A 26,225-nucleotide genomic window follows, 5' to 3' on the forward strand; every position below is an offset into this window, starting at 1 on the left:
GTGCAGGTTTTCCTCTTCCAGCTGCTTCAGCCGGCGCAGTTCTGGCACGCCCAGCCCGCCGTACTTCTTCTTCCAGTTGTAGTAGGTGGCCTCGCTGATGCCCATCTTCCGGCAGACCTCCGCGACGGCCACCCCCGTGTCGGCTTGGCGGAGCGCAAACACGATCTGCGCCTCGGTAAACTTCGTCTTTTTCATGGCACGTGTCTCTTGGTTTTAAGGTACGACAAGTGCCTGATTCCTCTACTTTACAGCGGTCCAGTTTGCTGGGAGGAGGTCAAAATCATTACGCAATAAGCTACCCAGGGCACAGCCAACGGACGTACTCCGAGCTCCAGTGATACGGACGCTTGCGTCGCCCCCAGTCCGCTCGATACGGAGCTGCGTTATCTTTTGGCAGGTGTCTTTTCCAACTACTGGAACAGCAGACCATGTAAAACGCACAGGAACCGTTTTGCCGGCCAGCGTAAGACTCAATGAATCTACATAGGTAGTTGGCGTTTGCCCGGCCGGCGCAGACATATACTGCTCGTCCAACAAAACGCGGTGTGGTTCGTCGGTGGCAGAATTACTTGCACAGCCCGTTAGCCAAGCTGCTCCCACCGTAAGAAGTAAAGTTTTCATATTTAATGGGTCAGCGAGAATGCCTGCTGCACGGCATAGGAGAGAGAAAGTCAGTCGATGATTCATTTTCTGATAACCCATAGCCTATTCATCGTGCTTCACAACAAGCCTTATCAAGGTCCTCAATAAGGTTTGTTAAGCATCTTGATAAGGCTTAGGCTACGGTTAGAGTAGTATCGAGCGACCCAATGCGCAGATTGGTACTGCCTGGGTTCTTAGCTCGCACCTCCACCCGGTAGGTTCCCGCCGCCAGTGTAGCCGGGACTAGAAAAAGCTGCTCACCCGGCGTATTCGTCAGCACCCGTATCACCTTAGTTGCTGTGCCGTTGCTAGCAACCAGGAACACGCCCTGCTGGGCGTCCTTTGCATCGAATTTGAGCCGCTCGCCGGTGAGGCGCGCGGTGCCGCCTTTGGTGAGCTTCTCGTTGCGGGTATCGGAGGTGAAGTCTTCCAGGTCTTCGAGCAGGGGCAGAGTGGAGTCGGCGCGGACCTGCTCCACCGTGAGGCCTTGCTCGGCCCGGCGAAGGCGGGTGCCGGGGGCTAGGCGCACCCGCAGTTGGTGGCGAGTGGGGTCAAATTGGTCCTGAGCGCCGTCAAAAGTGCCGGTCATAGTCAGGCTCACCACAAACAGGTCGGAAAGAAACCGGTTGCCGGCCTGCACTTCAGCTACCACAGCCTGACTTAGCTCTTCCCAGAAGGCCAAGGCTTCGGCGGCCGTTACGGTAGAGCCGGGTCGGGCAATCTTCTGCACCACTTCTTCAATGCTGACGGTGGTATTGTGCTGCACACGGCCCCGGTAATCATCGGAGTCGGTGGTGAGTTTATTTTCGATAAGGGCGTAGCGGATGGGCATAGCAGAAAAGAATAAACAGTTGAGCTATAGGGCAAAGCTGCCGATTCTGCGGATGCCGCGCATCAGTGCCAGCACTGAATTTTCATGCGTTAGGATAGCCTGCACGGCATATTGCCCCTGTGTAAAGCCCCGGCTCAGGGCGTTACCCAGCCCTGGCGCACGGCTTGCACCGCGAGGCCTACCAGGGTGCGCACGCCAGCTTTCTGCAGCAGGGCCCGGCGGTGGCTTTCCACGGTGCGCACGCTCAGGCACAGCTTATCGGCTATTTCCTGGTTGCTGAAGTCGCCTACCACGAGGCGCAGCACTTCTACCTCGCGCCGACTGAATGGGATGGATAGGTGGGAGGTAGGCGGCAAGGCTACGCCGGGCAATGTGCCCCCGGCCGCGCCACTAAGCAAAGCGCCAATAGTGGCTACCGCGGCAGCCGGGTCGGCGCTCTGGCGCAGCAGGGCGTGGGCCCCGGCTTGGAGCAGCTGCTGGCGAAGTGGGGACGCTAGTCGCGCGCCAGTGAGTACCAAGACCAGCTGAGTGCTGCGAATGGCGCGCAACTGGCAGAGCAGGGGCCGCGCCGCGCCACAAAGGGCACTATCCAGCACTACCAGCCCAAAGGCCTGGTGACGGAGCAGCGCCCGCAGCTGCCCGGCATCGGCCGTAACGGTGCAAGCCAGGGCCGGCCATTGCGTTTGGAGGGTAGTCAGGAGCCCCTGTCGGTGCAGGGAAGGGGGAGCCGCTACCAGCACGGTAGCAGGTCCCATAATGGATAGGGCCATACAGACGAAGTGAAATAAACCACACGTGGATAGCGGCCGCCCAAGAGCGGTCCGGTACTGCTGGCAATAGGTAGTAATAGGAAGACGCGGTTCGTAACAGACAGCGCCAGAGCGGAATAATCGAATGTAGCGGTTTCAGCTCCCGCTGTCAATACCTGGAAGTGGGTATATTAAGAAAATAAAGTATTTGCCGGTGCACCCTGCCGGCACCAGGTCAGCGGTGGGCCGACAGGGGCGACTGGCGTAAGCCGGTGGCGTTGGTAAGGGGGCTCAGCTCCTGCCACAGCCGGCTTTCTTCCTCGACTGCGGAAGCCAGGACTTCCCGGGCCTCCGCCAGCAGCCGCTCCCCGGGCTGCATTTCCTTGCGGTGCAGCAGGATGGCCAGCACCACCAGGGAAGCTACCGGCAGCAGACAGCCCAGGGCAAACCACAGCCAGAACGAGCGGCCGTAGCTGCAGGCGCAGTAGCCGGTTACGAGGGGTATCAGCAGGAAAAGGCTAAGCGTCGCCAGCAGCAGATCAACAAACATGGCTAAGACAGGATAGGAAGTGAAGGAACCCCCAGGAAAGGGCGTCGGGCTTGGTTAGTGACTGGCAGTTGCTGCCTCGGTTGACAGGGTGGCTTGCGGAGTGTCTTCGGGGAGCTGCCGGTACGTGGGGCCATTATCGACGGTGTACTTGAGCACGGACTTGACCTCGGCCATGTTGATGACGGGGAAGAACTTGGCAAACAAGAGGAACAGGGTGAAGAACAGGCCCAGCGTGCCCACGTAGATGCCGATGTCAATCCAGCTCGGGGAGAACATGGCCCAGGACGAGGGCAGGTAGTCGCGGTGCAGGGACGTGACGATAATCACGAACCGCTCGAACCACATGCCGATGTTGACGATGATGGACAAGATGAAGGTGGCCGGAATCGAGTAGCGGATGCGCCGGATCCAGACCAGCTGCGGGGTAATCACGTTGCAGGTCATCATGGACCAGTAGGCCCACCAGTAGGGGCCCGTGGCCCGGTTGATGAAGGCATACTGCTCGAACTCCACCTGCGAGTACCAGGCAATGAAGAACTCGGTGATGTAGGCCACGCCCACAATCGAGCCGGTAATCATCATGATCTTGTTCATCAGGGCAATGTGCTCCAGGGTGATGTAGTCTTCCAGCTTGAACACCACCCGGGTGATGAGCATCAGCGTGAGCACCATGGCAAAGCCCGAGAAGATAGCCCCGGCCACGAAGTAGGGCGGGAAGATCGTGGTGTGCCAGCCCGGTACCACGGAGGTAGCAAAGTCCATCGATACGATGGTGTGCACCGACAACACCAGGGGCGTAGACACGCCGGCCAGGATCAGCGAGACGGTTTCGTAGCGGGACCAGTGCTTGGCTGAGCCTTTCCAGCCCATGCTCAAGAGCGAGTAGGCCACTTTGGCAATGGGGCCCTTGGCCCGGTCGCGGATGGTGGCAAAGTCCGGCACCAGGCCCGTGTACCAGAACACGAGCGAGACGGTGAAGTAGGTGCTGATGGCAAACACGTCCCACAACAGGGGCGAGTTGAAGTTGGTCCAGAGCGAGCCAAAGGTGTTCTGGAGCGGAAACACCCAAAACATCAGCCAGGGCCGGCCAAGGTGCAACACCGGATACATGGCCGCGCAGATTACGGCGAAGATGGTCATGGCCTCGGCGGCGCGGTTGATGGAGGTACGCCACTTCTGACGGAAGAGCAGCAGCACGGCCGAGATAAGCGTGCCGGCGTGGCCGATGCCCACCCACCACACGAAGTTGGTGATGTCCCAGGCCCAGCCCACCGTTTTGTTCAGCCCCCACTCCCCGATGCCGTACCACAGCGTCCGGTAAACCGAGTAGAAGAAGATGCCCAGCAGCAGCAGGGCGGCCGTGAGAGCCAAGGCCCAGCGGCGGTTGGGTTTGGCCTCCACGTGGCGGCTAATGTCCTCGGTAACGTCGTGGTAGGTTTTGCCGCCTATAACCAAGGGCAGGCGAACGGGCGATACATGCTGCATAACACAAGCGAATTGGTATGCCGCAAAGCACGCCCCCGCTCACCCCCAAATCCTTGATTGTACGCAAGGTTTACAACGCCTCCAACGCCTTGGCGCCTTAGTAGCGTATAGCTGTCGAGGCCACTGTAGAGTATGCACAGTAAATAAAAAGACCGTCATGCTGAGCGGAGCCGAAGCATCTCTACCGCTTCGTTGCAAGGCCAATTAGTTAGCCAGAGGTAGAGATGCTTCGGCTCCGCTCAGCATGACGGTTACTTTGGCAATGTCAGTTCGCGAGGTGCTTCGACAAGCTCAGCATGACGTTCTGAGGCGCTAAAACTTGTGTTTGCTCACTATGCGCGCCTTAGTGGGGCATGTGGCTGATCTTGGCCTCGTCGAGGTCGAGCTGGGCCTCCTGGTGGCGCAGCATTTCCTCTTCAAATACATCCTCGGCGCGTAGCACAAACAGCTCCTCGCGCTGCACCTGCAGCACATCCAGCAATACCTGGTGGTAGCGCTGCAGGGCCTGGCGCTTGTTTTCATCGTAGTCGAGGGCTTCGAGCAGGTTGCCGGTGCGCTGGGCCTCGGCCTGCATGCGCTGCTGGAGGGCGGCTATCATTTCGTTGGCCTGAATATCAGAGGTATAGTGCCGGGCTAGGTGGGCCAGAGCCACGTGCCGCAGCCGCAGCCGGATGCCGGCTTCCTGCTCGTCGGTGGGCATCCGGTCCTCAATTTCGGCCACGCCCGTGAGGCGGATAATGGCCGGCAGCGTGAGACCCTGAAACACGAGGGTAACCAGAATGACTACGAAAGTGATGAACAAGATCAAGTTGCGCTGCGGAAAGGCCTGCCCGTTGCTTAGCAGCAGGGGCACGGCCAGGGCCGAAGCCAGCGACACCACACCCCGCATGCCGGCCCACCCGATGATAATGGGCCCCTGCCAGCCGGGGCTGGTTTCCTTGGTGCGGATGCTGCGAAACAGCAGGCGCGGCACAAAGGCGGCCGGAAACATCCACAGCAGCCGAATCAGGATAACGATGGCGCTGATGATAAGGCCGTAGCTGATAGCTTGCCCGAGCGAATAGGAGCCCAGCCCGTGCACAGCCACCGGCAGTTCCAGGCCAATGAGAATGAACACCAGGCCGTTGAGGGCAAACCCCACGCTGGTCCACACGCTGTTGGCCTGCAGGCGGGTGTCGGCGTCGAACACCCGGTGGGAGTGGTAGGAGAGCATCAGCCCCCCGCTCACCACGGCCAGCACCCCCGAAAAGTGGAACTCCTCGGCCAGCAGGTACATCACGTAAGGGGCAATAAACGTGAGCACCGTGTTTATACTGGGCGTGGTAGGCAGGTACTTATGAATGAGGTAGAAGCCGTAGCCCACCGCCAGCCCAATAGCCAAACCCAGGCCGCTGGCCAGCAGAAACGAGGTGGCTGCCTGCTGCCACACAAACGTGCCCGATACCACGGCCGCCAGGGCAAACCGGAACACAATCAGGGAGCTGGCATCGTTGATGAGGCTTTCCCCTTCCAGGATGCTGGTCACGCGGCGCGGTACTTTGATGCCCTTGAGCACGGAGGTGGCCGCCACGGCATCGGGTGGGGAGATGATGCCCCCCAGCAGGAACCCCAGCGCCAGCGTGAAGCCCGGAATCATGGCCCGGCTCACGTAGGCCACGATGGTGGAAGTGAAAAATACCAGCCCGAAGGCCAGCAGGGTGATGGGCCGCTTCCACCGCCAGAAGTCTTTCCAGGAAGTATCCCAGGCAGCTTGGTAGAGCAGGGGCGGCAGAAAGATCAGGAAAATCAGGTCGGGGTTGATGGTGATGGGCGGCAGCCCCGGCACGAAGCTCAGCGCCAGTCCGGCCAGCACCAAGAAGATGGGGTAGGAGATGCGCAGCTTCTGGCTCAGCATCACGAGCAGCAGCATGGCAAACAGGAGGCCCAGGACCAAGAGGATTGTTTCGTGCAGCGTAGTTCCGTGCATGCGTAATAGACAGTATAAAGCGGGCGGCTTGCGGCCCGCAGCCGGAAGGTAGCGGCTCGACGGTAAAAACGCTACAGCCAGTCCCCAGGCAACTGCCCCATTCCCGGGCCAGGCAATAGAGTGCTCTGAGGCTACTTGCGACGAAACTACCAACTACCCACTAATTTGCGGCGCGCCCCGCCAGTGGCTTCCTGCCGCCGCGCTCGGGTATCCGTGTTCTATATGGCCAAAGCAATAAAAGCAATTGAGTGCCCCAAGTGCGGCAGCACGCAGAAGGCCCTGGTGCGCCCCGAGGTGTTCCGCTGCGACAACTGCGGCACGGAATACTTCCTCGACAACGACGACATCAACGTAAACCACACGGTGCGGCACCTGTCGCTGCCACCGGCTTCCCCGCTGCCGCCGGCGCGCCGGGCCCTGTTGGCTGCCGGTGCTCTAGGGGGCATAGCCGTAGTCTGGTGGCTGCTGTTTCATCAGGACGCCCCGCCCCAGACGGTATTCGTAGCGCCGGCGTCGGTGGTGGCCGGACCCACCGAGGAAGAAAAGCCCCCCACGTACAGCTTCAGCAGTAGCGAAGCCCTGCTTTACCTGGGGCCTACGCAAAAGCCCGTGCTCTTCCAGGTGGGCACCCGCCGCTACGACGGCGAAACCCAGGATAGTACCTATGCGGTGTTTGCCGATGCTACCACCGGCACGGCGCTGAAAAGTGTGCCCCTGCCCATTCCACCCAACTCCTCCTCGCCCGATTTCGACCTCAAGCAGTTTTCAAACGGCGACCTGTACCTGATTGCCAACAAAACGGCGGTGTACCGCGTGGACAAGTCCGCCAACAGCCTGAAGGAGGTAACCAAGCCTCTGTTTCAGGGGCAGCCGAAGCTGACCAGCGGCATTGCCACCGTAGAAGCCGGCGACGACGATTACGGGGACTACTTCGCCCTGTTCACCAACGACGGCCGCAACCTGATGTACTTCCCGCTGATTCATCAGGTGTACACCCAGGAGGATTTTTACGAGGCCCGGCACGGCTTCAAGACCCTGCAGCCCAAGGCTCCTACCAAGACGGCCTTCATCTTCAGCCGCAAAAGCACCACCTACCCCGAGGATAAAATCCAGCTGATCAAGTACCAGTACCGCGACAATGGCGGCGGGGCCCGGGACCTGCCCCGTTTTGAGTGGAGCGACGACTACGGTGGCTCGGGCATTTTCACCGACGCCGACCCGCACGTGAAGCGGCTCATCACGCCCTACGAGCTGAAAGAAGCCCGGGTGCTGTCCTACGCCGACTTCACCCCGGGCCGGTTGTACTTCGACCCCAGCCTGCTGTACGCCGACGCCGACTACGTGCTGATTTCATTTAAGCCCACGGCCTCGCCCACCATTCCGTTGTCCGTCCAATGCTTGGATGCCCGCACCGGCGCTATCCGCTTCACCCAGCCCCTGGCGGCGTCCGACAGCCCCGACCGGGCCATCCGCTATGCGCAGGGGTTTGCGCTGCAGGACGGCCGCCAGACGTATACGCTCAGCCTGAGTGGACAACTCCAGAAACACCCTGAACTTCCGTAGCCATGGCCTTTCGCTTTTTTCGCAACCAGCTGGCCTCCGTCATTGAGTGGGCCAACCCGCAGCCGGGGGTGCTGCTGGCGAAATTTCCCTCGGAGCACGACGAGCTCAAGAACGCCAGCAAGCTTATCATCGGGCCGGGCCAGGGAGCTTTGCTGGTCTACGAGGGCCGGGTGGCCGATGCGCTGACCACGGAGGGTATCTACAACCTCGAAACGGAGAACACGCCCTTCATTACCACGCTCACCAAGCTGCGCACGGGCTTCGAGAGCGAGCATAAGGTGAAGGTCTACTTCTTCCGGCGGGCCGAAAACGTGAACCAGGGCTGGGGCACGGCCATGCCCATCAAGTACGTGGACCCGGTGTATCAGCTGCCCGTGGAGCTGGGCGCCAACGGCAGCTTTTCCTTTCGCCTCGACGATGGGCCGCGGTTCTTCGCCGAAATAGCCGGCCAGCAGGACCTCTACACCGTGCAGCAGGCCCGGGCGCTGCTGCAAAGCCGTATTCCGTCGGTGCTGGCTACCGTGCTGGCCTCGGCGCAGTTTTCCTATCAGCACATTGACGCGCACCTCAGTCTGCTCTCGACTCAGCTGCTGGGGCTGCTGACGCCCGAGTTTGCCCGCCTCGGCTGCGCGCTGACGGACTTCCGCATCAACGGCACCGTGTTCGACAAAGCCACCCAGCAGCGCATAGGCCGCATCTCCGACGTGTCGGCCGATGCCCAGGCCGCCGCCGCCGGGGGCTTGGGCTACGCCGAGCTGGAAAAGCTGAAAGCCCTACGCGACGCGGCTCGCAACGAAAGCGGCCTAGCCGGCGCGGGCCTGCAGCTGGGCGCCGGGGCCGAGCTGGGCCGGGTTTTCGCCACCGAAAAGCAGGAAGCCACCAGCCCCCCCGTTGGCGCCGACCCGGTGCAGCAGCTCCAGAAGCTCAAGCTGCTGCTCACTGAGGGCATCATCACCCAGGAGGAATTTGACGCCAAAAAGAAAGGCTGGCTCGATCAGCTCTAACCCAACTTCCTGATGAAAAAGTTACTGGGCGCGGCCATCGGGCTGCTTTGCCTGACTCTGGCCGCCCTTGGTGTGTTGCGACTCTGGGGCGTTTCAGCTGTCAGCTCCTCTACGCTGCTGCGTAGCGGCCTCACGCTAGGCATTCTGGCCGCTACCCTAGTGGTGCTGGTTGTCATTCGATTTGCCTTCTTCTCGAACCCTGTCGCGGGTTACGATGCGCAGCGGGGCAACCGGGCCCATCCCAAGCGGTAGCCAAGTGTCGGCAAGAGCAGTTCAGCACGTACCTTGGGCCTTGCCATGACCGACTTGCCCCACTACCTCACGCGTTTTCGCAAGCTCAAAACCAGTAGGCTGAGTGGGGAGGAAGCACCGTATAAGCCCGCCTTGCTGCTGGCCGTGCTCGAAGGCATCGAAGAAGGCGCTATTCAGGACAACCAGATCATCATTACGCCGGAATTGCTGGCCGCCTTTCAAAGCAACTGCCGCGACCTGAGCGTGTCGGGGCGGTTTCGGGCCAACAACTTTGCCCTGCCGTTTTACCACCTCACTGGCGAAAAGTTCTGGCACCTGCATACCCACTTCGGTCAGCCCCTGGTGCTCACGGCCTCCGGCTCTCCGCGCAGCCTGGGGCACTTGCGGCACGTGGTAGCCTACGCTGCCCTCGATGAAGCCCTCTGGCGGCTGCTCCAGGAGGTAGCTGCCCGTCAGTTGTTTCGCGAAGCCCTGCTGGACCGCTACTTTCCGCAAACCCGCTTCCGTTACCGCCCCCACGCTGGCGCTGACACCCTGCACAGCCTGGGCCGCCAGATGCTGGAAGAGCCGGCCGCTGTCTATCGGACCCATATCAACCTCGCCGATGAAGTAGAAACGGCGGTGCGCAGCGCTGTTTTTAAGCGGGAAGTGCTGCGGGTGTACAACTACACTTGCGCCATTTCGGGGCTGCAGCTCATCAGCACCGGCACCAGCGCCGTCGCGCCCCTGCTCGATGCCTGCCACATTGTACCCTGGTCTATCAGCCACGACGACACCATCGGCAACGGCCTGGCTTTGACGCCCACCCTGCACCGTGCCTTCGACCGCCACCTGCTCCGCATCGACCAGGACTACCGCGTGCGCATAGCGGCCTCCTTCCGCGAGCTGCGTGGTGCCGAGCATGGGCTCCTGCAGTTTGAGGGCCAGCCGCTGCGGCTACCCGAGCGCGCGGAGTGGTGGCCCCGGCGGGAAGGATTTGGAGGCAGGTGAGCTAAAACGACAGAAGGCTACCCCGAGGATTTACCTGTATCCATGGCTGACAACGGGCGTTAGCGCTTCACCGGGCTAGCAGCTGCTCGGCTACTTCGCGGCCGGTTTGCATGGCGGCGTTCAGGGAAGGATAGGCCGTGTAGTCGCCGCAGCGGTAGAGCGTATCAGAGAGTCGCAGCGGCTGCCGCGGGGGCTGACCGGCGGGATACACGGGCAGCGCCTGGGGCAGCACGTAGGTGCGCAGGTGCTGCCACTGCAGGGCGTCGGCCCCAAACCAGTCGGCCAATTCCTGGCGCAGCTTTTCCGTGAGGGCCGCCTCGCTCAGCCCATGCTCCCCGTGGGTGCTGACGGATACCAGCGCGGCCCCGGCCGGAGCATACTCGGCGCTGACGTTGGCCGGAAACGCCACGTTGTGCGCTAGAGCATCCGGGGAAGCATTGAGGTGCAAAAGGCGGGTCGGGCCCGAGGGGGTAAAGCCGGGCGCCGCAAAGTACGTGCAGGTGGTTTGCCGCCAGCCAGCCTCGGCGGCGGGCAGCTGGGACAGCAGCTTGCGGGCAGTCTCCCCATCTACGGCCACTACCACGGCAGCAGCTTCCAGGGTTTGGTCGGTCCAGAGGCGCACGGTGGTGCCTTCAATAGCCTCTACGGGCGTATTCAGACGCACGGTGCCGGCGGGCAGGCGGGCGGCCAGCTGCTCGGGTATCTGCTGCATGCCTAAGGCCGGCACCACAGCCTCGCCCAGGGCAAATTGCTGAAATACGAACTCGAAGAAATTGGCCGCTGTGCTCAGGCCGCGGTCCAGGAATACGCCCCCGAAAAAGGGGCGGAAGAAGTTGATAATCATCTGCTCGCTCCAGCCATAGTGACGCAGAAAGCTCAGGGTATCTACATCGTTGGGCACGGGGCGCTCCAGCAGTTCCTGAGCCGGTACGAGGCTTACGTGGCGGGCCAGGCTGGCAATCCGCACCTTGTCGGGGAGGCTGCCTACCCGGGACGTGAGGGCGGCCAGGGCCCCCGAGGGCTGGCGCAAGGGATTCAGCAGGGTGGTCTGCTGCCCATCGGGCAGGCGGATGCTGGCCCCTGAACGGAAAGCTTTTAGGTTGAGGGCGCCGTAGTCGAGCAGGCGCTGCACCTCGGGGTAGCGCGTGAGCAGGACCTGAAAGCCGCGGTCGAGGCGGAAGCCTTCGGGCGTCACGTCGGTGCGCACGCGCCCGCCCACGGCGTCGGCGGCTTCCAGCACCAGCACGGGCCGGCCGGCGCGGTGCAGGTAGTTGGCGCAGGTGAGGCCGGCCATGCCAGCGCCGATGATGATGATGGGTTTGTCGGGAGCAGCAGTCATACATGCCCAAACTGCGAAACCCGGCCGAAGGTTGGGCCGATGTCGGTTCGCCGCGAATCTGATTTTTCTCCTTTTGAAAAGGAGGGGAACTAGCCAGTAGCTTTTAGCGCGGTACTCTACCCCTCAAACGCCCGCACGGCCTGCACAAATCGGCGGAGCTTGACGGGGTCGAGGTGGCCGTTGGTACGGATACCGCTGCACACGTCTACGGCGAAGGGGCGCACGGCCGCCAGCGCGTCCTGCACGTTGTCGGGGGTGAGGCCGCCGGCCAGAAACACCGGCATGTTCAGCCCGTCGCGGATGCGCCGACTGATGGCCCAGTTGTGGGTACGGCCGGTGCCGCCCAGCTCCTTCACGGCTAGGCCGGGGTTGCCGCTGTCCAGCAAAATAGCATTCACGTGCGGGGCCACGCGGTGCGCTTCCTCCTCGGCCCGCTCATCTACCACATGGATTACCTGTACCAGTTGAATACCGGGCAAGGCCGTGCGCAGATCCTGGTAGGAGCCCGTGCTGAGGCGGTCTACAATCTGCAAAGTAGAAGTGCCCGTGCGGCACTGATGCGCAATAATGGAGGTCGTATCGGTTTCGCTGGTGAGCAGGAAAGAGCCTACGGCCGGGGGCGTGAGCTGGGCCAGCCGCCGCACCTGGTCGTCGGGCAGGATACCGGGGCCGGAGGGCATGCGGGCTACCAGGCCCAGGGCGTCGGCTCCAGCGGCTACGGCCAGCGCCAGTTCCTGCGGGGTGCTGATGCAGCAGATCTTGATGCGCGGGTGGTAGGTGGGAAGGGCCATAGAGGCGTTGGTACGTAACGGAAAAGCGGGCGTCTAAAACAGCTTGCGCCGCTTCATGATTTTGCGGGTTTTCATGGTGTAGAACTCCGCCACGCCCGCCCGCTTCAGCTGCACCTGCCAAGCCCCCATCACCTGGCCCAGGCGGTAGCCGGTAGCTTGGTCCTGGGGGTATTGTTTTTGAATCAGCGCATAGTCGGCCGCTGCCACGTCCTTGCCCACCTCGCCGTGGCAGCGCAGGCACTGGGCGTCGCGGAGCACGAGGGGGCGCTGGTAAAAAAATACCTCCGTAGAAGGCCGCCGCACGGTGCGCAGGGTGTCGGGCGTGAGTTCAGCTGCGACCAGCTTGGCTTGGTGCGCGGGGTTGCGGGGCTTAGCGGTTACCCGCCGGGGCACGGCCTCCAGCACCCGCGCCAGCGAATCGACGGCGGCGTAGGTTTCGGGCTGGCAGTACGGGAGGGCTGCCGCTACCCCACCTTCCTGCAGCTTTTGCGCGAGTACGCGGTTCAGCTCCCGGTCGGCGTAGCCCGTGAGGGAGTCGCCGGCCCAGCGGGTGGCACGCAGCAGGTCTTTGGGAAGAATGCGCTTCACCTGCCAGTTCTCGGCTTCCACGGCCAGCTCTTTCGTGTTGCGCAGGTGCTCAATCTGGTCGGGCCGGCAGCCGCTCAGCACGCCACCGGCTACCACCAGAAGGCAGAATAAGAAACGCATAGGCAAAGACGCTAGATCAGGCCGAAAATACTGCTCCCGGCCCGCTCCCCAAAGATAGGGGTAGATCCTGTCAGGCCGTCACTGAGCTTTCCTGGAGCTGGCCCGTTAGGTACTCCCGCAGCTCCTCGTAGGCGGGCGCCAGCACCACACTGCGCTTAGGCTGTTGCATGAGGGTTTGCAGCTCTGCGGGCACGGCCACTTCCCGGCCTGTAGCAGCCTCCACCACGTCGGGGAACTTCACGGGGTGAGCTGTTTCCAGAAAGACCCCCGCCGCCTCGGGGTTGCGGGCCAGGTAATGCTCCAGGGCGAAGTAGGCTACGGCTCCGTGGGGGTCGAGCACGTAGCCCGTTTGCTGATGCACCCGCCGGATGGTAGCCGCCGTTTCGTTGTCCGATACGGAGTAGCCGCTGAGCTTCTCCCGGATGCTGGGGTACTCATTGCCGAACAGCTCCAGAATGCGGCCAAAGTTGCTGGGGTCGCCCACGTCCATGGCGTTGGAGAGGGTGGCTACAGCGGGCTGGGCCGCATACCGGCCCGAGGTAAGATAGGCGGGCACTACGGCATTGGCATTGCAGGCCGCCACAAAGCGCGCTACCGGCAGTCCCGAAACGTGGGCCAGCAAGCCGGCGCAGAGGTTGCCGAAGTTGCCGCTGGGCACGGCCACCACCGGGGGTTTGCCGGTCTGGGCCAGGGCCTGGGCCACGCCGTAGCAGTAGTACACCTGTTGGGGCAGCCACCGCGCCACGTTGATGGAATTGGCCGAGGTGAAGCGCCGCTGCTGCATGAGCTCCTGGTCACGGAAGGCTTGCTTCACCAGGCGCTGGCAGTCGTCGAAGTTACCACGTATTTCCAGGGCCGTTACGTTCTGGCCCAGGGCCGTGAGCTGCTGCTCCTGCACGGGACTCACCCGCCCCGAGGGATACAGAATAACCACTTCTACGCCCGGCACGCCCAGAAAGCCACTGGCTACGGCCCCGCCCGTGTCGCCGGAAGTAGCCACCAGCACCGTTACGGGTCGGGTTTCACTGCGGGAGAAGTAGCCCAGGCAGCGGCTCATAAAGCGGGCCCCCACGTCCTTGAACGCCAGCGTGGGCCCGTGAAACAGCTCCAGGGCGCTGATGCCGTTGGCCACGGGCACCAGCGGAAACGGGAAGTTCACCGTTTCGGCGCAGATGCAGCGCAACTCCGCCTCCGGAATAGCCTCACCCACGTAGGGCGCCAGCACGGTGTAGGCCACCTCCGCCGGCTCCAGATGCGGGAGCTGCTCCACAAATCCCGCCGGAAACTGCGGAATGGTTTCGGGGAAATACAGGCCGCCATCGGGGGCCTGCCCGGCAATGGTAGCAGTCCGGAAGTCCACGGTTTCAGACTGGCGGTTGAGGCTGTAGTAGCGCATGCTGGTTGAGGTTAGTCGTTTCTATTCGTTTGTTTTCTGTCATCCTGAGCTTGCGAAGGACCTTATGACCGTCGAACGAGCCCAGCTCAAGCGTTTTTAGCCCGCAGAAGCCGCAGCGGTTTGCGCAGAGGGCGCAGAGCACGCTAGGATCCTGCTGAGGATTAGGAATCAAGGGTTATTCACGATCTGGCAGCCGTGGGGGTTGATGCTCGTCAGGTAGATATGATGTTCCAGCCCCAGGCGCTGGTAGGTTTCGCGCATCACCGCTTCCACGGCTTGGGCCGTGGCCTCATCCTGGCTGAGCATGAACAACGAGGGGCCCGAGCCGGAAATGCCCCCGCCCAGCGCCCCCGCGGCCCGGCTACCTTCCTTTACCTCCCGGAAACCCGGAATGAGGATGCTGCGCACAGGCTCCACAATCACGTCTTCGAGGGAGCGGCCGATGAGGGCGTAGTCGTGCTTGAGCAGGCCGGCCACCAGCCCGCCCACGTTGCCCCACTGCCGGATGGCGTCCTGCAAACTCACCTGCCGCTTCAGGATCTGGCGGGCGTCAGAGGTCTTCACCTCAATCTGCGGGTGCACCACCGTCACGAACAGGGGCGGAGCGTCGAGCGGCACCACGTCGGGTGTGGGCGTGGTCGACCGAATCAGGGTGACGCCCCCGTAAATGCCGGGCGCAATATTGTCGGCGTGGCGCACCCCGGAGGCTACCTCCTCCCCACACATGGCAAACTCCACCAGTTCGGCCTTGCTGAACCGCTCGTGCAAAAGCCGGTTCAGGCCCACCACCGCCCCGGCCGCGCTGGCGGCGCTGCTGCCGATGCCGCTGCCCGGCCGGATGGCTTTCCGAATCCGCACTTCCACGCCCAGCGGCTCGGGCACGGCCCGCAGCATGGCCAGCAGGGCCGCTCCGGCCACGTTGCGCGTAGGCTCCGTCGGCAGGTCGAAGTCGTCGTCGTTGATGATGACGACGCCGGGCTGCTCGGTCAGGCGCAGGCGCATCTCGTCGTTGGGGGCGGCCAGCGCAAACCCCAGCACGTCGAACCCGCATACCACGTTGGCCACGGTGGCGGGAGCAAGCACGGTAACGGTTTCAGGAGAAAAAGGCATGTAGCAAATCTGAAATAGCGTGTTTGGGGGCTTATAAAAATGACGTTTTCGTCATGCTGAGCGGAGTCGAAGCATCTCTACCGCTTCGTTGAATTACTACCGCAACGAAGCGGTAGAGATGCTTCGACTCCGCTCAGCATGACAACTCCCAGGCATGCGCTAACTCTGCACGGCGCGGAGCACGTCGGCAAACACGCCCGAGGCAGTTACCTCGGCCCCGGCCCCGGCGCCTTTGATGACGAGTGGCTGCTCTACGTAGCGGTTGGTGTAAAACAGCACGGCGTTGTCCTTGCCTTGCAGGGAGTATAAATCGTGGCTAGGCGGCAGGGCCTGCAGGCCGACACGGGCCTGCCCATCGGCGAAGCTGGCCACAAAGCGCAGCTTCTTGCCCTCGGCTGCCGCCGCATCAAACAGGCCCCGGAAGTGGGGCTCGTGCACGGCCAACTGCTCGTAGAACGCGGGTACGTCGCCTTCCAGGCACGAGGCCGGCAGGAAAGACTCGTTGACTACCTCGCTCATTTCCAGCGGGTGGCCAGCCTCGCGGGCCAGAATCAGGATTTTGCGGGCCACGTCTACGCCCGTGAGGTCGAGGCGCGGGTCGGGCTCGGTGTAGCCCTCGTCCTGGGCCTGGCGCACCACTTCCGCGAAGGGCCGCGTGCCGTCGTAGTTGTTGAACACGAAGTTGAGCGTACCCGACAGCACGGCTTGCATGCGCTGCACCTCGTCGCCGCTGCGCAGCAGGTCGCCCAGGGTGCCGATGATGGGCAAACCCGCGCCCACGTTAGTTTCGAACAGGAAGTGGGTGTTAAACTCTTGGGCGAGGGACTTCAGATGGGCGTAGCTCTGGTACTCCGAGGAGGCCGCTACCTTGTTGCAGGCCACCACGGCTACGCTTTTCGCCAGCAGCCCGGCGTACACCTGGGCCACGTCGGCGCTAGCCGTCACGTCCACGAACACAGTATTGCGCAGGTTCAGAGCCAGCAGCTGCTCGGTGAAAGTCGTGAGGTTTAGCGCCTGCCCGGCTTCCAGCGCCGCCTGCCAGTTGCTGAGGTCGATGCCTTCTTCATCGAGCACAAACTGCTTGCTGGTCGCCAAGCCCACCACGCGCAGGTTCAGGCGCAGCTTTTCCAGCAGCCAGGGTTGCTGCCGGCTCAGCTGCTCCAGGAGCTTGCGGCCCACGTTGCCCACGCCCGTCACCACCACGTTCACCTGGCGGGCCGTGGCTTCAAAGAAGCTTTCGTGCAGCACGTTAATGGCCTTGCGCACATCCTGCTGCCGGATGACGGTGGAAATGTTCTTTTCCGAGGAGCCCTGGGCAATGGCCCGGATGTTGACCCCGTTCTGGCCCAGGGCCCCAAACATGCGCCCGCTGATGCCGGGGTGGTTTTTCATCTGCTCGCCCACCAGGGCCACAATGGCCAGGTCGTCTTCCCGGTCGAGGGGGTCGAGGCGGCCGGCCAGGATTTCGGGGGCAAACTCCGCGTCGGCGGCCTGCTGGGCGCGGGCGGCTTCGGGGGCACTCACGGCCACGCAGATGGAGTGCTCCGAGGAGCTTTGGGTGATGAGAATGACGTTGACCTGCTCCCGGGCCAGGGCCGCAAACAGCCGCCGCGAAAAGCCCGGAATGCCCACCATGCCGCTGCCTTCAAGCCGCAGCAAGGCCACCGGCCCAATGCTGGAGAGGCCCCGCACAAAGGCGTGGTTGGCGGGCGGCGCTACTTCCACCAGCGTACCCTCATCCTCGGGCGCAAAGGTGTTCTTGATCCACAAGGGAATTCCCTGGCGCATCACCGGCTGAACGGTGGGCGGGTACAGCACCTTGGCCCCGAAGTGGGAGAGTTCCATGGCCTCCTGGTAGGAAATGCGCGGGATGGGCCGGGCGGCGCGCACCAGGCGCGGGTCGGCCGTCATCATGCCGCTCACGTCGGTCCAGATTTCGAGCTGACTGGCGCTGAGGGCCCCGGCGAAGATGGCGGCGGTGTAATCGGAGCCGCCCCGGCCCAGGGTGGTGGTGCTGCCATCGGGAGCCGAGGCGATAAAGCCCGGGGCCACGTAGAGCGGAACCCCGGCTGCCGGCACGGCCGCCTGAATCCGGTCGTGGGTGGCGGCAAAGTCCACGGCGGCGTGGCCGTAGCGGGCGTCGGTGCGGATCAGCTGGCGGCTATCCAGCCACTGGTGGGCCGCGCCCCGGGCCGCCAGCCCCGCGGCTACCATCTTCGAGGAAAGCAGCTCCCCGTAGCTCACCAGCTTGTCGAGGGTGCGGTCAGAGAGTTCCCCCAGGGCGAAGATGCCGTCGCAGAGGCTTTCCAGCTCGTTGCAGTGAGTTTTCACCACGCTCAGCACCGCGCTTTGCCCCGTGATGGGCAGCAGCTCGCGCACCACGGCCAGGTGGCGCTGCTCCAGCTCCTGCAGCAGGTCGCGGTAGGTGGCATCGGCGGCGGCGGCGCGGCGGCCGGCCCCGATGAGGGCATCCGTGACGCCGCCCAGCGCCGAGACCACCACCACGGCGGGCTGCCGACGGCCGGCGGCCTCGGCCAGGTCCAGCACCCGGCCGATGTTTTCGGCCGTGGCCACCGAGGAACCCCCAAATTTCAAAACCTGCATAGCCTGTGCGTTCATAAGTAGACAAGAAAAAACCCGCTTCACTCCGGCGGCTTCTCCGAAGAAGCGTACCGGCGAGGCGGGCGGCGAATTAAGGGTGAAAGGAAATCCGCGGCCCGCTAGCGGGTTGTAATCACGGTTGTACCGGTACCCATCTGAATGATGGGCAGTGCGTGAAAGAAAGCCTTGGGAGCACGAAGCAGGGCCATGAGCGCGGAGTAGATGGCCGCAAAGTAGAAACCTTTCCGAAACCACAAAGGCCGCGGTATAAATTTATCTACGATTTCTACCGCAGCGTTTTTCGGCTTGAGCCAGGCGGCGGCAGGGTGTTTTTTCGCTTGGAAGTAATTCTTTTGTGGTTGATAATCAGTGGATAACTTCCGCAGGGAAGCAGGGGCAAACCGGCCGGGGCCGCTGCTCCGATTACTATGGCTAGGCCGGGCCGGTAGTTGGGCCTGCCCGCAGGGGAGCGGGCCGTTCAGCCACCAGCAGCTTAGCGCTCAGGCGTTTTCGGGGTGTATATCGTCGGCGGGGTTTGCGTACCTTTGCACTCCCAATACTTTTCAGACGAGAGATGCTAGATAAACTGGAGGCCATTGAACGGCGCTTTGAGGACGTGAGCGAGCAGCTCACCCAGCCCGAAGCCATGAGCGACATGAAGCGCTTTAAGGCCCTCAACAAGGAATACAAAGACCTGGGTAAGATTGTAACCGAGTACAAAGCGTACCGGAACGTGCTGGCCAACATCGACAACGCCAAGGAGGTCATTGCCACGGAAAAGGACGAGGACTTCCGCCAGATGGCCAAGGACGAGCTGGAAACGCTCTACCCCGAGCAGGAGCGCCTGGAAGTCGTTATCAAGGAGCTGCTGATTCCCAAGGACCCCAACGACAGCAAGGACATCATTATGGAAATCCGGGCCGGGGCCGGGGGCGATGAGGCGGCCATCTTCGCCGGTGACCTGCAGCGCATGTACATGCGCTTTGCCGAGCGCCAGGGCTGGAAGATGGAGCTGGTAGACGCCACCGAGGGTACCAGCGGGGGCTACAAGGAAATTATCCTGGCTGTGAAGGGCGAGGACGTGTACGGCAAGCTCAAGTTTGAATCGGGCGTGCACCGCGTGCAGCGCGTGCCGGCCACCGAAACCCAGGGCCGCATCCACACCTCGGTAGCCTCCATTGTGGTGATGCCCGAAGCCGAGGAGCTGGACGTGCAGATCGACATGAACGAGGTGCGCAAGGACCTGTTTATGTCCAGCGGGCCCGGCGGGCAGTCGGTAAACACCACCTACTCGGCCGTGCGCCTCACCCACTTGCCCACGGGCATCGTGGCCCAGTGCCAGGACCAGAAATCCCAGCTCAAGAACTTCGACAAAGCCCTGCAGGTACTTCGCTCGCGCCTCTACGAAATTGAGCTGGCCAAGAAAAACGAAGCCGAAGGCGCCCAGCGCAAGAGCATGATTGGCGGCGGCGACCGGTCCGACAAAATCCGCACCTATAACTACCCCCAGGGCCGCGTAACGGACCACCGCATCGGCCTGACGGTGTACAACCTGGCCAGCGTGATGGAAGGCAACATCGACGAGTTTGTGGAGCAGCTGCGCCTGGCCGAAAGCGCCGAGCGGTTGCAGGAAGGCGTAGGGTAGTCGCACTAACTGTTAGCTTCACCACGTTTGTCATGCTGAGCGGAGTCGAAGCATCTCTCCCGCTTCGTTGAACAATTCAAACGAAGCGGGAGAGATGCTTCGACTCCGCTCAGCATGAAGCTTTTTATACGCTTGTCTGCTATGCGCTTTCTCCTACCTCTTCTCCTGATTCTCTCGGCGGCGGCCACGCTGCTGCCCGGCTGTGAGCCCAAGGAAGACCTGCTCACCACGGACCGCAGCGCCAAGCTGGAGTTTTCGACGGATACGGTGCTGTTTGATACCGTTTTCACGCAGGTAGGCACCGTGTCGAAGCGGCTGTGGGTGTACAACCGCAATGCCCGCGCCGTGCGCGTGGAGCAGCTGCGCTTGGCCGGCAAAGCCCCCGGTACTTATTCGCTCATCATCAACGGCGACGACCAGTCCACGGCCGATGGCTTGGAAATCCGGGGCAAGGACAGCGTGCAAATTTTGGTGAAGGCAGTGCTGGGTCAGGTAGCCAAGGACAAGCCTTTTCTGGTGGAAGACGAGCTGCAGTTCCTGACCAACGGCAACGAGCAGCAGGTGAAGCTGGTGGCCTACGGGCAGAACGCCTACTTCCACACCGAAGAAACTCTGAAGTGCGAGGAGGTATGGCGTAACGACAAGCCCCACGTCATCTTCGGCTACGCGCTAGTAGATAAGGACTGCCATCTGACCATCGAAGCGGGCACGCGCATTTACAGCCACGCCGGCGCGGCCCTGGTGGTACGCGGACAGCTACGTATTAACCCCGACTTGCAGCCCACGGCCGAACTTAAGCCCGACGACCCGCGCTTCGTGCGCTTCCAGGCCGACCGCCTGGAGCCCTTCTACAACGACATCCCGGGCCAGTGGGCCGGTATTCAGCTCGACGCCAGCAGCCACGACAACGTGGTGCGCTACGCCGAAATCAAGAATGCGGCCTTCGGGCTGGTGGTCCTGAACCTCGACAACGCGGCCCCGCGCCCGGGGGTGCTGGTGGAAAACAGTATCATCAAGAACATTTCGGCCGCCTCCCTGCAGTTTGGCAGCACCACGGCGCCGTTTGGGGGCGGCATCCTCAGCTTTTCCGGCGACGTGACGGTGAATAACTCCCTGTTTACGAACTGTGGGGAGTTTGCGGTGGCGGGCTTTCAGGGCGGCAAGTACGTGCTGCGCCACTGCACCATAGCCAATTACACGCCCCAGTTCAACCGGCGTGAAACGTCCTCACTCACCTTCTCCGACGAGCTGCCGGTGAAGGTGCCGCCCCGTCGCGTGAGTCCCGAGGTGTCGGTGCAGAACAGCATCGTGTGGGGCTCCTTCGATGATGAGCTGTTCTTTCAGAATGCCGAGCGGTACCTGGGCGCCATTAGCGTGACGAATAGCCTGTTGCGCACCAAAGCGTATACCGGGGCGGCCAACACGGCCACCAAGCCTGGGCTAAATAACCAGGGCAATGTCCTGAACCAGGACCCGAAGTTTAAGCTGACGTACCTGAACAGCACCCCGGATAAGTATGATTTCCGGCTCGACACGCTTTCCCCGGCCAGCAACAAAGCCGTGCCGCTGCCCGGGCTGGAGTACGACCTGCTGCACGTGCTGCGCGACCCAGCCACGCCGGACATGGGCGCCTACGAGCGGAAAAACAAGTAAGCTCATGGTCTTTATTCAAAAACGACTGCGCCTGCCGGCCGTGCGCCGGGGCTTCCATCTGATTACCGATCTGCTGGTGGCTGAGCTGCCCGAGCTGGAGCAGTTGCAGGTGGGCACCGCGCACTTCTTCATTCAGCACACGTCCGCCAGCCTGAGCATCAACGAAAACGCCGACCCCACCGTGCGCCACGACTTTGAGGCGTTCTTCAGCCGCGTGGTGCCCGAAAACGCGCCCTACTTCCAGCACACCCAGGAAGGCCCCGATGATATGCCGGCTCATATCAAAGCCAGCCTGCTGGGCCACGCTGTGAGTGTGCCCATCAGCCGCGGCGAGCTGGCCTTGGGCACCTGGCAGGGTATCTACCTGGGGGAACACCGCAACCATGGCGGCCGCCGCTGGGTGGTGGCTACCTTGATGGGGCAGTAGCTCTCAAATAGTGCCTCTCATGTCCTTGCTGTAGCTAAATGCTTCGTTGCCAGTGGGCCACTTGCTGTGGTTTTGCGTATAGAGGCAACCACCCGCTGGTCTGCCTCATGCCTGCTTCCTTACTCTCGTCTGCGAAAGGTGCTTTCAGCGCTGCCCTTTACTCGGCGCTGCTCCTAAGCGCGTGTAGTGCAACCCCGGCGGCGGAAGAGACCAGCAAGGACGCTGCTCACAAACCAGCTGCCGCCCGCCGGGCTGTTTCTCCTGCAACCCCAGCTACCTTACCTACCCGCACGTTGCGCATTACCAACGATACGCTGGCTGGTGACCCATTCGGGCAGGAGCTGACGGTAAAGCAACTGGTAGCAGCCGGGGCCCGCGTAGCCGCCCGCAAGCCTTTCCAGAACCGCCACGTGCCCGGGCAGACCGACACGATTGTGGTGCTGCGCCACCAGGGAAACATATTTGCGTTTTACCGCACGCCGGAAAAAGACCTGCTGCAGGATGCCAGTGTCACCAATTTTCAGCCGGCCTACGGGCAACGCCTGAAACGCCGCCTGCAGAAAGCCCACCGCGCCAGCCGCCAGTCTATTGATAAAGTCAGGATCGGAGACACTGAACGGGCCAACTACGTATCCGTCACGTTTCAGCAGGGTCGCCTCAGCGCCGTGCATGTAGAGCCGTACGTAGATTGAAGTATCGTTCCAGACGAAGAGAGGAATCTGAAAGAAAAGGCAGGCGCCCTTACTCAGATTCCTCTCTTTGTTCGGAATGATAGAACTGGCTACTGCACCCGGCTGCTCACGGCGTATCGTACCGAGTCGAATAGCACCAGTTTCTGCACTCCGTTTACCCGGTAGCTGGCCACCTGGCCATTCTGGCAGTGCAGCTCCACCGTCTTATTAGAGTACACCAGTGGGTTATCTTGAGTAATGACGGCTTCCACGGCCACTACCTGCGGGCCGTTGGATAACACAGTCAGCTGCCGTACCGGGTGCTCAATGCCCGGCCGGCGCTGGTAGCGGCGGCGCAGGATGCCATTTTCCACGGTAGAGTCAACGGTATACGCGCCGCGTAGCGCAGGCTTGGTGATATCGGCTTGCTGGAAAATCTGTAGCTCCTTGCGCCAGTCCAGTTGTTTTACCTGGGTGGTTTCCTGGCCGCCCGTGCGCAGGCGCACCTGCTTGGTAACACCGGGCTGCCGTTGGTTAAGCTGTTTGGCTTGCTCTTCCAGGAAGGAGTTCAGGGCAAAGTAGCGGGAGCGGGGCGCAGGCTGGCCGGGCGTAGTTCCCGTATTGGAACTGCACGCCGCAGCCAGCCACCCCATGCCCAGCAGCCAGGCCTTACGCATTCGGGCTGGTCTGGGGTTGAAGCAAACTCACTCCGCCCATTTCCTGGGGCTGCGGCAGGCCCATCAGCTGCAATACCGTGGGGGCAATGTCGCCGAGCTTACCATCATTCAGCTTGCCACGGTAGTCGTTGTCGGCCAGGATGCAGGGCACCAGGTTGGTGGTGTGCGCGGTGTTGGGCGTGCCGTCGGGGTTCACCATCATATCGGCGTTGCCATGGTCGGCAATGATGATACAGGCGTAGTTGCTGGCCAGGGCCGTTTCCACCACGTCGCGGGTGCAGGCATCCACGGTTTCCACGGCCTTCACGGCGGCTTCAAACACGCCGGTGTGGCCCACCATGTCGGGGTTGGCGAAGTTCAGCACCACGAAGTCCGCCGATTTGGCTTGCAGCTCGGGCACCAGGGCGTCGCGAAGCTCGTAGGCACTCATTTCGGGCTGCAGGTCGTAGGTAGCCACCTTCGGGGAGGCGCGCATGATGCGGGTCTCGCCCTCAAACTCTACCTCGCGGCCACCCGAGAAGAAGAACGTAACGTGCGGGTACTTCTCCGTCTCGGCCATGCGAATCTGCTTTTTGCCATTGGCCGCCAGCACTTCGCCCAAGGTCTGGTCGAGGTTATCCTTTTCAAAAATCGGCGTGACGCCCACAAATGTGGCGTCGTAGTTCGTCATGGTCAGGTAGTGCAGGTTAAGCCGGTGCATGTTGAAGGCGTGAAAATCCTGCTGCGTAAGGGCCTGCGTGATTTCGCGGCCCCGGTCGGTGCGGAAGTTAAAGCACAGCACCACGTCGCCTTCCTGAATGGTAGCCAGCGGCAGCCCGTCGGCGCCCACCTTCACAATGGGCTTCATGAACTCGTCGGTCAGGCCCGCCTTGTAGGAGTCGAGCATGCTCTGAATCAGGTTCTGGGAAGGAGTGCCCTTGCCGTTCACCAGCAGGTCGTAGGCTTCCTTTACCCGCTCCCAGCGGTTGTCGCGGTCCATGGCGTAGTAGCGCCCCACAATAGACGCAATCTTGCCGCTGGCCCCGCGCTGCAGGTGCTGCTCCAGGTCGTTCACGTAGCTCACGCCGCCCTTGGGGTCGGTGTCGCGGCCATCGGTGAAGGCGTGGATAAACACGTTGTGCACGTCGGCGTCGTGGGCCAGGGTGCACAGGGCTTTCAGGTGCTCGATGTGGGAGTGCACGCCCCCGTCCGACAGCAGCCCGATGTAATGGACGTTCTTGCCGTTGGTGCGGGCGTAGTCGAAAGCTTTGGTGAGAGCGGGCATAGAGCCCAGCTTCCGCTCCCGAATAGATTTGTTGATGCGCACCAGATCCTGATACACCACGCGGCCGGCCCCAATGTTCATGTGGCCTACCTCGGAGTTGCCCATCTGCCCATCTGGCAGGCCTACGGCCTCGCCTGAGGCTTGCAGCTTGCTGTGCGAAAACCGCTGAAACAAGGAATCAACGTACGGCGTGTGTGCTTTTGCAATGGCCGAAACCTCCGGGTTCGTGCCCAGGCCCCACCCGTCCAGAATTACCAACAGTACCTGTTTATTCATGCTGCAAAGATAGCGGGACGTGCTGAACCGCGCGGATTTTCTTAGTATTGTCTGAAAGAAGAATGCTTGGGATTATTTCCTTCCTTTTAAGGGGTTGGCATAATTTTGGCCTATCGGCGAGCATTCCACTGATAGATATGAAAACTTCCTTTTTCCGTACGCTTCTGCTGGTTGGTCTGCTGCTCGCCGCGGTAGTAGGGGCCCAGGCACAAGGCGACGCGTTTGGGTCCGTACGCGGGGCCATCCGCAGCGGTTCTTCCCGCGGGGTGGCGCAGTCCTTTGGCTCTACCGTAGAGCTGGGCTTCGACGGCGACAAGCAAAGCTACAGTGCTACCCAGGCCGAGTTCGTGCTGAAAGACTTCTTTGCTAAGAACGCCCCCACCAGCTTCGAGTTCATTCACCAGGGCTCCTCCGAGGGCGGCATTCAGTACGCCATTGGCAAGTACGTTGGTAAAAACGGCACCTACCGGGTGTTTATCAAAGTAAAGCCGGCCCAGGGCAAGCAGCTCATCGACACCATTGACTTCACGAAGGAGTGACCCGTCAACTCCTTTCATGCTTTATAGAAAAGCCCCGGCTGTTTTCGAAACGTCCGGGGCTTTTTGTGCGCTGTGCTTCTCCCGGAGCAAAACGGCAGGAGGGGAAGTGCAAGCGTAGAACTGCCTGCTAGCGTTTGATTTTACAAACTCCGGCCGGACCTCACGTTGGGGCCTTTTTCTTTTCTATTTTTGCACCGTGCAAGCCGCCCCCTACCTCACCCCCGAAGCCCTGACCACGTTTATCCGCACCGCCCTGGCCGAAGACCTCGGCGACGGCGACCATTCCTCGCGGGCGTCCATTCCGGCTATGGCCCGCAAGCGGGCGCGCCTGCTAGTGAAAGGGGAAGGTGTGCTGGCGGGGGTGGAGCTGGCCCAACTCATCTTTGCGGAGGTGGATGAAACTCTGCAGATGGAAGTTCGGCTCCAGGACGGAGCCCGCGTGCAGCACGGCGACGTCGCTTTTGTGGTAGAAGGTCCGGCGCGCAGCATCCTGACGGCCGAGCGGCTGGTGCTCAACTGCATGCAGCGCATGAGCGGCGTTGCTACCTACACGGCACACCTGCAAGAGCTGCTGGCCGGCACCCGGGCCCGCCTGCTCGACACCCGCAAAACCACGCCCAACTTCCGCCTGTGCGAGAAGTGGGCCGTGCTCATTGGGGGCGGTACCAACCACCGCTACGGCCTCTTCGACATGATTATGCTCAAGGATAACCACGTTGACTACGCGGGCGGTATCCGGCAGGCTATTGAAGCCACGCACGCCTACCTGCGCGAGTTGGGCCGCCAGCTGCCCATCGAAGTAGAAACCCGCACGCTGGCCGAAGTGCAGCAGGCCCTGGAGGTAGGCGGTATCGACCGGATTATGCTCGACAACATGAGTCCGGCCCAGCTGCGGGAAGCCGTGGCCCTGGTAGCCGACCGATATCCGCTCGAAGCCAGCGGGGGCATCACCGAGCAAACCATTGCCGAGGTAGCCGCCACCGGCGTCGACTATATCTCCGTGGGGGCCCTCACGCACTCGGCCGATAGTCTGGACATGAGTTTGAAAGCGTTTTAGTTTAATGTGAAGAATGTGAGGGAATGTGCTCAGGTGCT

Annotated in this window: 24 protein-coding genes; 10 read left to right on the forward strand and 14 right to left on the reverse strand. The window is 62.1% G+C overall.

Annotated features, from left to right (window positions below):
• From FY528_RS10605 to FY528_RS10630, 6 genes are all read right to left on the reverse strand, one after another.
• On the reverse strand, positions 1-195 hold a 195-nt coding region (locus FY528_RS10605; protein WP_149070985.1), incomplete at its 3' end, for a transposase.
• Positions 196-775: 580 nt separating this feature from the next.
• Positions 776-1,474 carry a DNA-binding domain-containing protein gene (locus tag FY528_RS10610; protein WP_149070986.1) on the reverse strand — a complete coding sequence of 233 codons (699 nt, stop codon included), beginning with the start codon at positions 1,472-1,474 and terminating at the stop codon, positions 776-778.
• A 134-nt stretch (positions 1,475-1,608) separates the two neighbouring features.
• Positions 1,609-2,244: a response regulator transcription factor gene (locus tag FY528_RS10615; protein ID WP_149070987.1), complete on the reverse strand. Its 636-nt coding sequence runs from the start codon at positions 2,242-2,244 to the stop codon at positions 1,609-1,611.
• 214 nt (positions 2,245-2,458) lie between these two features.
• Positions 2,459-2,773: a hypothetical protein gene (locus tag FY528_RS10620; RefSeq protein ID WP_149070988.1), complete on the reverse strand. Its 315-nt coding sequence runs from the start codon at positions 2,771-2,773 to the stop codon at positions 2,459-2,461.
• A gap of 54 nt (positions 2,774-2,827) precedes the next feature.
• On the reverse strand, positions 2,828-4,258 hold the full coding sequence (gene nrfD / locus FY528_RS10625; protein WP_149070989.1) for an NrfD/PsrC family molybdoenzyme membrane anchor subunit: 1,431 nt from the start codon (positions 4,256-4,258) through the stop codon (positions 2,828-2,830).
• Between the two features lie 343 nt (positions 4,259-4,601).
• Positions 4,602-6,224 carry a Na+/H+ antiporter gene (locus FY528_RS10630; RefSeq protein ID WP_149070990.1) on the reverse strand — a complete coding sequence of 541 codons (1,623 nt, stop codon included), beginning with the start codon at positions 6,222-6,224 and terminating at the stop codon, positions 4,602-4,604.
• 222 nt (positions 6,225-6,446) lie between these two features.
• Here FY528_RS10630 and FY528_RS10635 point away from each other — a divergent pair, with 222 nt between their 5' ends.
• The 4 genes from FY528_RS10635 to FY528_RS10650 are packed head-to-tail and all read left to right on the forward strand — an operon-like array spanning position 6,447 to position 10,033.
• Positions 6,447-7,787, forward strand: a complete 1,341-nt coding sequence (locus FY528_RS10635; RefSeq protein ID WP_149070991.1) for a hypothetical protein — start codon at positions 6,447-6,449, stop codon at positions 7,785-7,787.
• A 2-nt stretch (positions 7,788-7,789) separates the two neighbouring features.
• Positions 7,790-8,791: an SPFH domain-containing protein gene (locus FY528_RS10640; RefSeq protein ID WP_149070992.1), complete on the forward strand. Its 1,002-nt coding sequence runs from the start codon at positions 7,790-7,792 to the stop codon at positions 8,789-8,791.
• A gap of 12 nt (positions 8,792-8,803) precedes the next feature.
• Positions 8,804-9,043: a hypothetical protein gene (locus tag FY528_RS10645; RefSeq protein WP_149070993.1), complete on the forward strand. Its 240-nt coding sequence runs from the start codon at positions 8,804-8,806 to the stop codon at positions 9,041-9,043.
• Between the two features lie 45 nt (positions 9,044-9,088).
• Positions 9,089-10,033 carry an HNH endonuclease gene (locus tag FY528_RS10650; RefSeq protein WP_149070994.1) on the forward strand — a complete coding sequence of 315 codons (945 nt, stop codon included), beginning with the start codon at positions 9,089-9,091 and terminating at the stop codon, positions 10,031-10,033.
• Between the two features lie 67 nt (positions 10,034-10,100).
• Here the strand turns inward: FY528_RS10650 and FY528_RS10655 are convergent, their stop codons facing one another.
• From FY528_RS10655 to thrA, 6 genes are all read right to left on the reverse strand, one after another.
• Positions 10,101-11,372, reverse strand: coding sequence for a protoporphyrinogen/coproporphyrinogen oxidase (locus FY528_RS10655; protein ID WP_149070995.1), 1,272 nt, complete (start codon positions 11,370-11,372; stop codon positions 10,101-10,103).
• 116 nt (positions 11,373-11,488) lie between these two features.
• Positions 11,489-12,163 (reverse strand): phosphoribosylanthranilate isomerase, encoded by a 675-nt coding sequence (locus FY528_RS10660; RefSeq protein WP_149070996.1) that lies wholly within the window; start codon positions 12,161-12,163, stop codon positions 11,489-11,491.
• A gap of 33 nt (positions 12,164-12,196) precedes the next feature.
• Positions 12,197-12,871 (reverse strand): c-type heme family protein, encoded by a 675-nt coding sequence (locus tag FY528_RS10665; RefSeq protein WP_149070997.1) that lies wholly within the window; start codon positions 12,869-12,871, stop codon positions 12,197-12,199.
• A 70-nt stretch (positions 12,872-12,941) separates the two neighbouring features.
• Positions 12,942-14,267, reverse strand: a complete 1,326-nt coding sequence (gene thrC / locus FY528_RS10670) for a threonine synthase (protein WP_149070998.1) — start codon at positions 14,265-14,267, stop codon at positions 12,942-12,944.
• 168 nt (positions 14,268-14,435) lie between these two features.
• The gene (locus tag FY528_RS10675; protein WP_149070999.1) at positions 14,436-15,377 is read right to left on the reverse strand and encodes a homoserine kinase; all 942 of its coding nucleotides are present in this window, start codon (positions 15,375-15,377) and stop codon (positions 14,436-14,438) included.
• Between the two features lie 159 nt (positions 15,378-15,536).
• Positions 15,537-17,996, reverse strand: coding sequence for a bifunctional aspartate kinase/homoserine dehydrogenase I (thrA, locus tag FY528_RS10680; protein ID WP_262383970.1), 2,460 nt, complete (start codon positions 17,994-17,996; stop codon positions 15,537-15,539).
• A gap of 556 nt (positions 17,997-18,552) precedes the next feature.
• Between thrA and prfA the strand changes: the two genes are divergently transcribed.
• From prfA to FY528_RS10700, 4 genes are all read left to right on the forward strand, one after another.
• Positions 18,553-19,623, forward strand: a complete 1,071-nt coding sequence (gene prfA, locus FY528_RS10685) for a peptide chain release factor 1 (protein ID WP_149071000.1) — start codon at positions 18,553-18,555, stop codon at positions 19,621-19,623.
• A 141-nt stretch (positions 19,624-19,764) separates the two neighbouring features.
• Positions 19,765-21,276, forward strand: coding sequence for a right-handed parallel beta-helix repeat-containing protein (locus FY528_RS10690; RefSeq protein ID WP_149071001.1), 1,512 nt, complete (start codon positions 19,765-19,767; stop codon positions 21,274-21,276).
• A gap of 4 nt (positions 21,277-21,280) precedes the next feature.
• Complete coding sequence (locus FY528_RS10695) at positions 21,281-21,703, forward strand: secondary thiamine-phosphate synthase enzyme YjbQ (RefSeq protein ID WP_149071002.1); 423 nt, start codon at positions 21,281-21,283, stop codon at positions 21,701-21,703.
• Between the two features lie 107 nt (positions 21,704-21,810).
• Positions 21,811-22,395: a hypothetical protein gene (locus FY528_RS10700; protein WP_149071003.1), complete on the forward strand. Its 585-nt coding sequence runs from the start codon at positions 21,811-21,813 to the stop codon at positions 22,393-22,395.
• 89 nt (positions 22,396-22,484) lie between these two features.
• Here FY528_RS10700 and FY528_RS10705 read toward each other — a convergent pair whose 3' ends face one another.
• Both FY528_RS10705 and gpmI read right to left on the reverse strand, forming a co-directional pair.
• Positions 22,485-23,051 carry a hypothetical protein gene (locus FY528_RS10705; protein ID WP_149071004.1) on the reverse strand — a complete coding sequence of 189 codons (567 nt, stop codon included), beginning with the start codon at positions 23,049-23,051 and terminating at the stop codon, positions 22,485-22,487.
• The gene (gpmI, locus tag FY528_RS10710; RefSeq protein WP_149071005.1) at positions 23,044-24,591 is read right to left on the reverse strand and encodes a 2,3-bisphosphoglycerate-independent phosphoglycerate mutase; all 1,548 of its coding nucleotides are present in this window, start codon (positions 24,589-24,591) and stop codon (positions 23,044-23,046) included. The genes FY528_RS10705 and gpmI overlap by 8 nt, the downstream gene beginning before the upstream one ends.
• A gap of 137 nt (positions 24,592-24,728) precedes the next feature.
• On the opposite strand from gpmI, the gene FY528_RS10715 reads away from it, so the two are divergent.
• On the forward strand, positions 24,729-25,130 hold the full coding sequence (locus FY528_RS10715; protein WP_168681907.1) for a DUF4783 domain-containing protein: 402 nt from the start codon (positions 24,729-24,731) through the stop codon (positions 25,128-25,130).
• Between the two features lie 196 nt (positions 25,131-25,326).
• Positions 25,327-26,187, forward strand: a complete 861-nt coding sequence (nadC, locus tag FY528_RS10720; protein WP_149071007.1) for a carboxylating nicotinate-nucleotide diphosphorylase — start codon at positions 25,327-25,329, stop codon at positions 26,185-26,187.
• The last annotated feature ends 38 nt before the right edge of the window (positions 26,188-26,225 follow it).

Source organism: Hymenobacter lutimineralis (assembly GCF_008271285.1).
Lineage (GTDB): Bacteria > Bacteroidota > Bacteroidia > Cytophagales > Hymenobacteraceae > Hymenobacter > Hymenobacter lutimineralis.

Coding starts and splice junctions, on each gene's coding strand:
- FY528_RS10610 (WP_149070986.1), bottom strand. CDS start 1,474: ATGCCCATCCGCTACGCCCTTATCGAAAATAAACTCACCACCGACTCC.
- FY528_RS10615 (WP_149070987.1), bottom strand. CDS start 2,244: ATGGCCCTATCCATTATGGGACCTGCTACCGTGCTGGTAGCGGCTCCC.
- FY528_RS10620 (WP_149070988.1), bottom strand. CDS start 2,773: ATGTTTGTTGATCTGCTGCTGGCGACGCTTAGCCTTTTCCTGCTGATA.
- nrfD (WP_149070989.1), bottom strand. CDS start 4,258: ATGCAGCATGTATCGCCCGTTCGCCTGCCCTTGGTTATAGGCGGCAAA.
- FY528_RS10630 (WP_149070990.1), bottom strand. CDS start 6,224: ATGCACGGAACTACGCTGCACGAAACAATCCTCTTGGTCCTGGGCCTC.
- FY528_RS10635 (WP_149070991.1), top strand. CDS start 6,447: ATGGCCAAAGCAATAAAAGCAATTGAGTGCCCCAAGTGCGGCAGCACG.
- FY528_RS10640 (WP_149070992.1), top strand. CDS start 7,790: ATGGCCTTTCGCTTTTTTCGCAACCAGCTGGCCTCCGTCATTGAGTGG.
- FY528_RS10645 (WP_149070993.1), top strand. CDS start 8,804: ATGAAAAAGTTACTGGGCGCGGCCATCGGGCTGCTTTGCCTGACTCTG.
- FY528_RS10650 (WP_149070994.1), top strand. CDS start 9,089: ATGACCGACTTGCCCCACTACCTCACGCGTTTTCGCAAGCTCAAAACC.
- FY528_RS10655 (WP_149070995.1), bottom strand. CDS start 11,372: ATGACTGCTGCTCCCGACAAACCCATCATCATCATCGGCGCTGGCATG.
- FY528_RS10660 (WP_149070996.1), bottom strand. CDS start 12,163: ATGGCCCTTCCCACCTACCACCCGCGCATCAAGATCTGCTGCATCAGC.
- FY528_RS10665 (WP_149070997.1), bottom strand. CDS start 12,871: ATGCGTTTCTTATTCTGCCTTCTGGTGGTAGCCGGTGGCGTGCTGAGC.
- thrC (WP_149070998.1), bottom strand. CDS start 14,267: ATGCGCTACTACAGCCTCAACCGCCAGTCTGAAACCGTGGACTTCCGG.
- FY528_RS10675 (WP_149070999.1), bottom strand. CDS start 15,377: ATGCCTTTTTCTCCTGAAACCGTTACCGTGCTTGCTCCCGCCACCGTG.
- thrA (WP_262383970.1), bottom strand. CDS start 17,996: ATGAACGCACAGGCTATGCAGGTTTTGAAATTTGGGGGTTCCTCGGTG.
- prfA (WP_149071000.1), top strand. CDS start 18,553: ATGCTAGATAAACTGGAGGCCATTGAACGGCGCTTTGAGGACGTGAGC.
- FY528_RS10690 (WP_149071001.1), top strand. CDS start 19,765: ATGCGCTTTCTCCTACCTCTTCTCCTGATTCTCTCGGCGGCGGCCACG.
- FY528_RS10695 (WP_149071002.1), top strand. CDS start 21,281: ATGGTCTTTATTCAAAAACGACTGCGCCTGCCGGCCGTGCGCCGGGGC.
- FY528_RS10700 (WP_149071003.1), top strand. CDS start 21,811: ATGCCTGCTTCCTTACTCTCGTCTGCGAAAGGTGCTTTCAGCGCTGCC.
- FY528_RS10705 (WP_149071004.1), bottom strand. CDS start 23,051: ATGCGTAAGGCCTGGCTGCTGGGCATGGGGTGGCTGGCTGCGGCGTGC.
- gpmI (WP_149071005.1), bottom strand. CDS start 24,591: ATGAATAAACAGGTACTGTTGGTAATTCTGGACGGGTGGGGCCTGGGC.
- FY528_RS10715 (WP_168681907.1), top strand. CDS start 24,729: ATGAAAACTTCCTTTTTCCGTACGCTTCTGCTGGTTGGTCTGCTGCTC.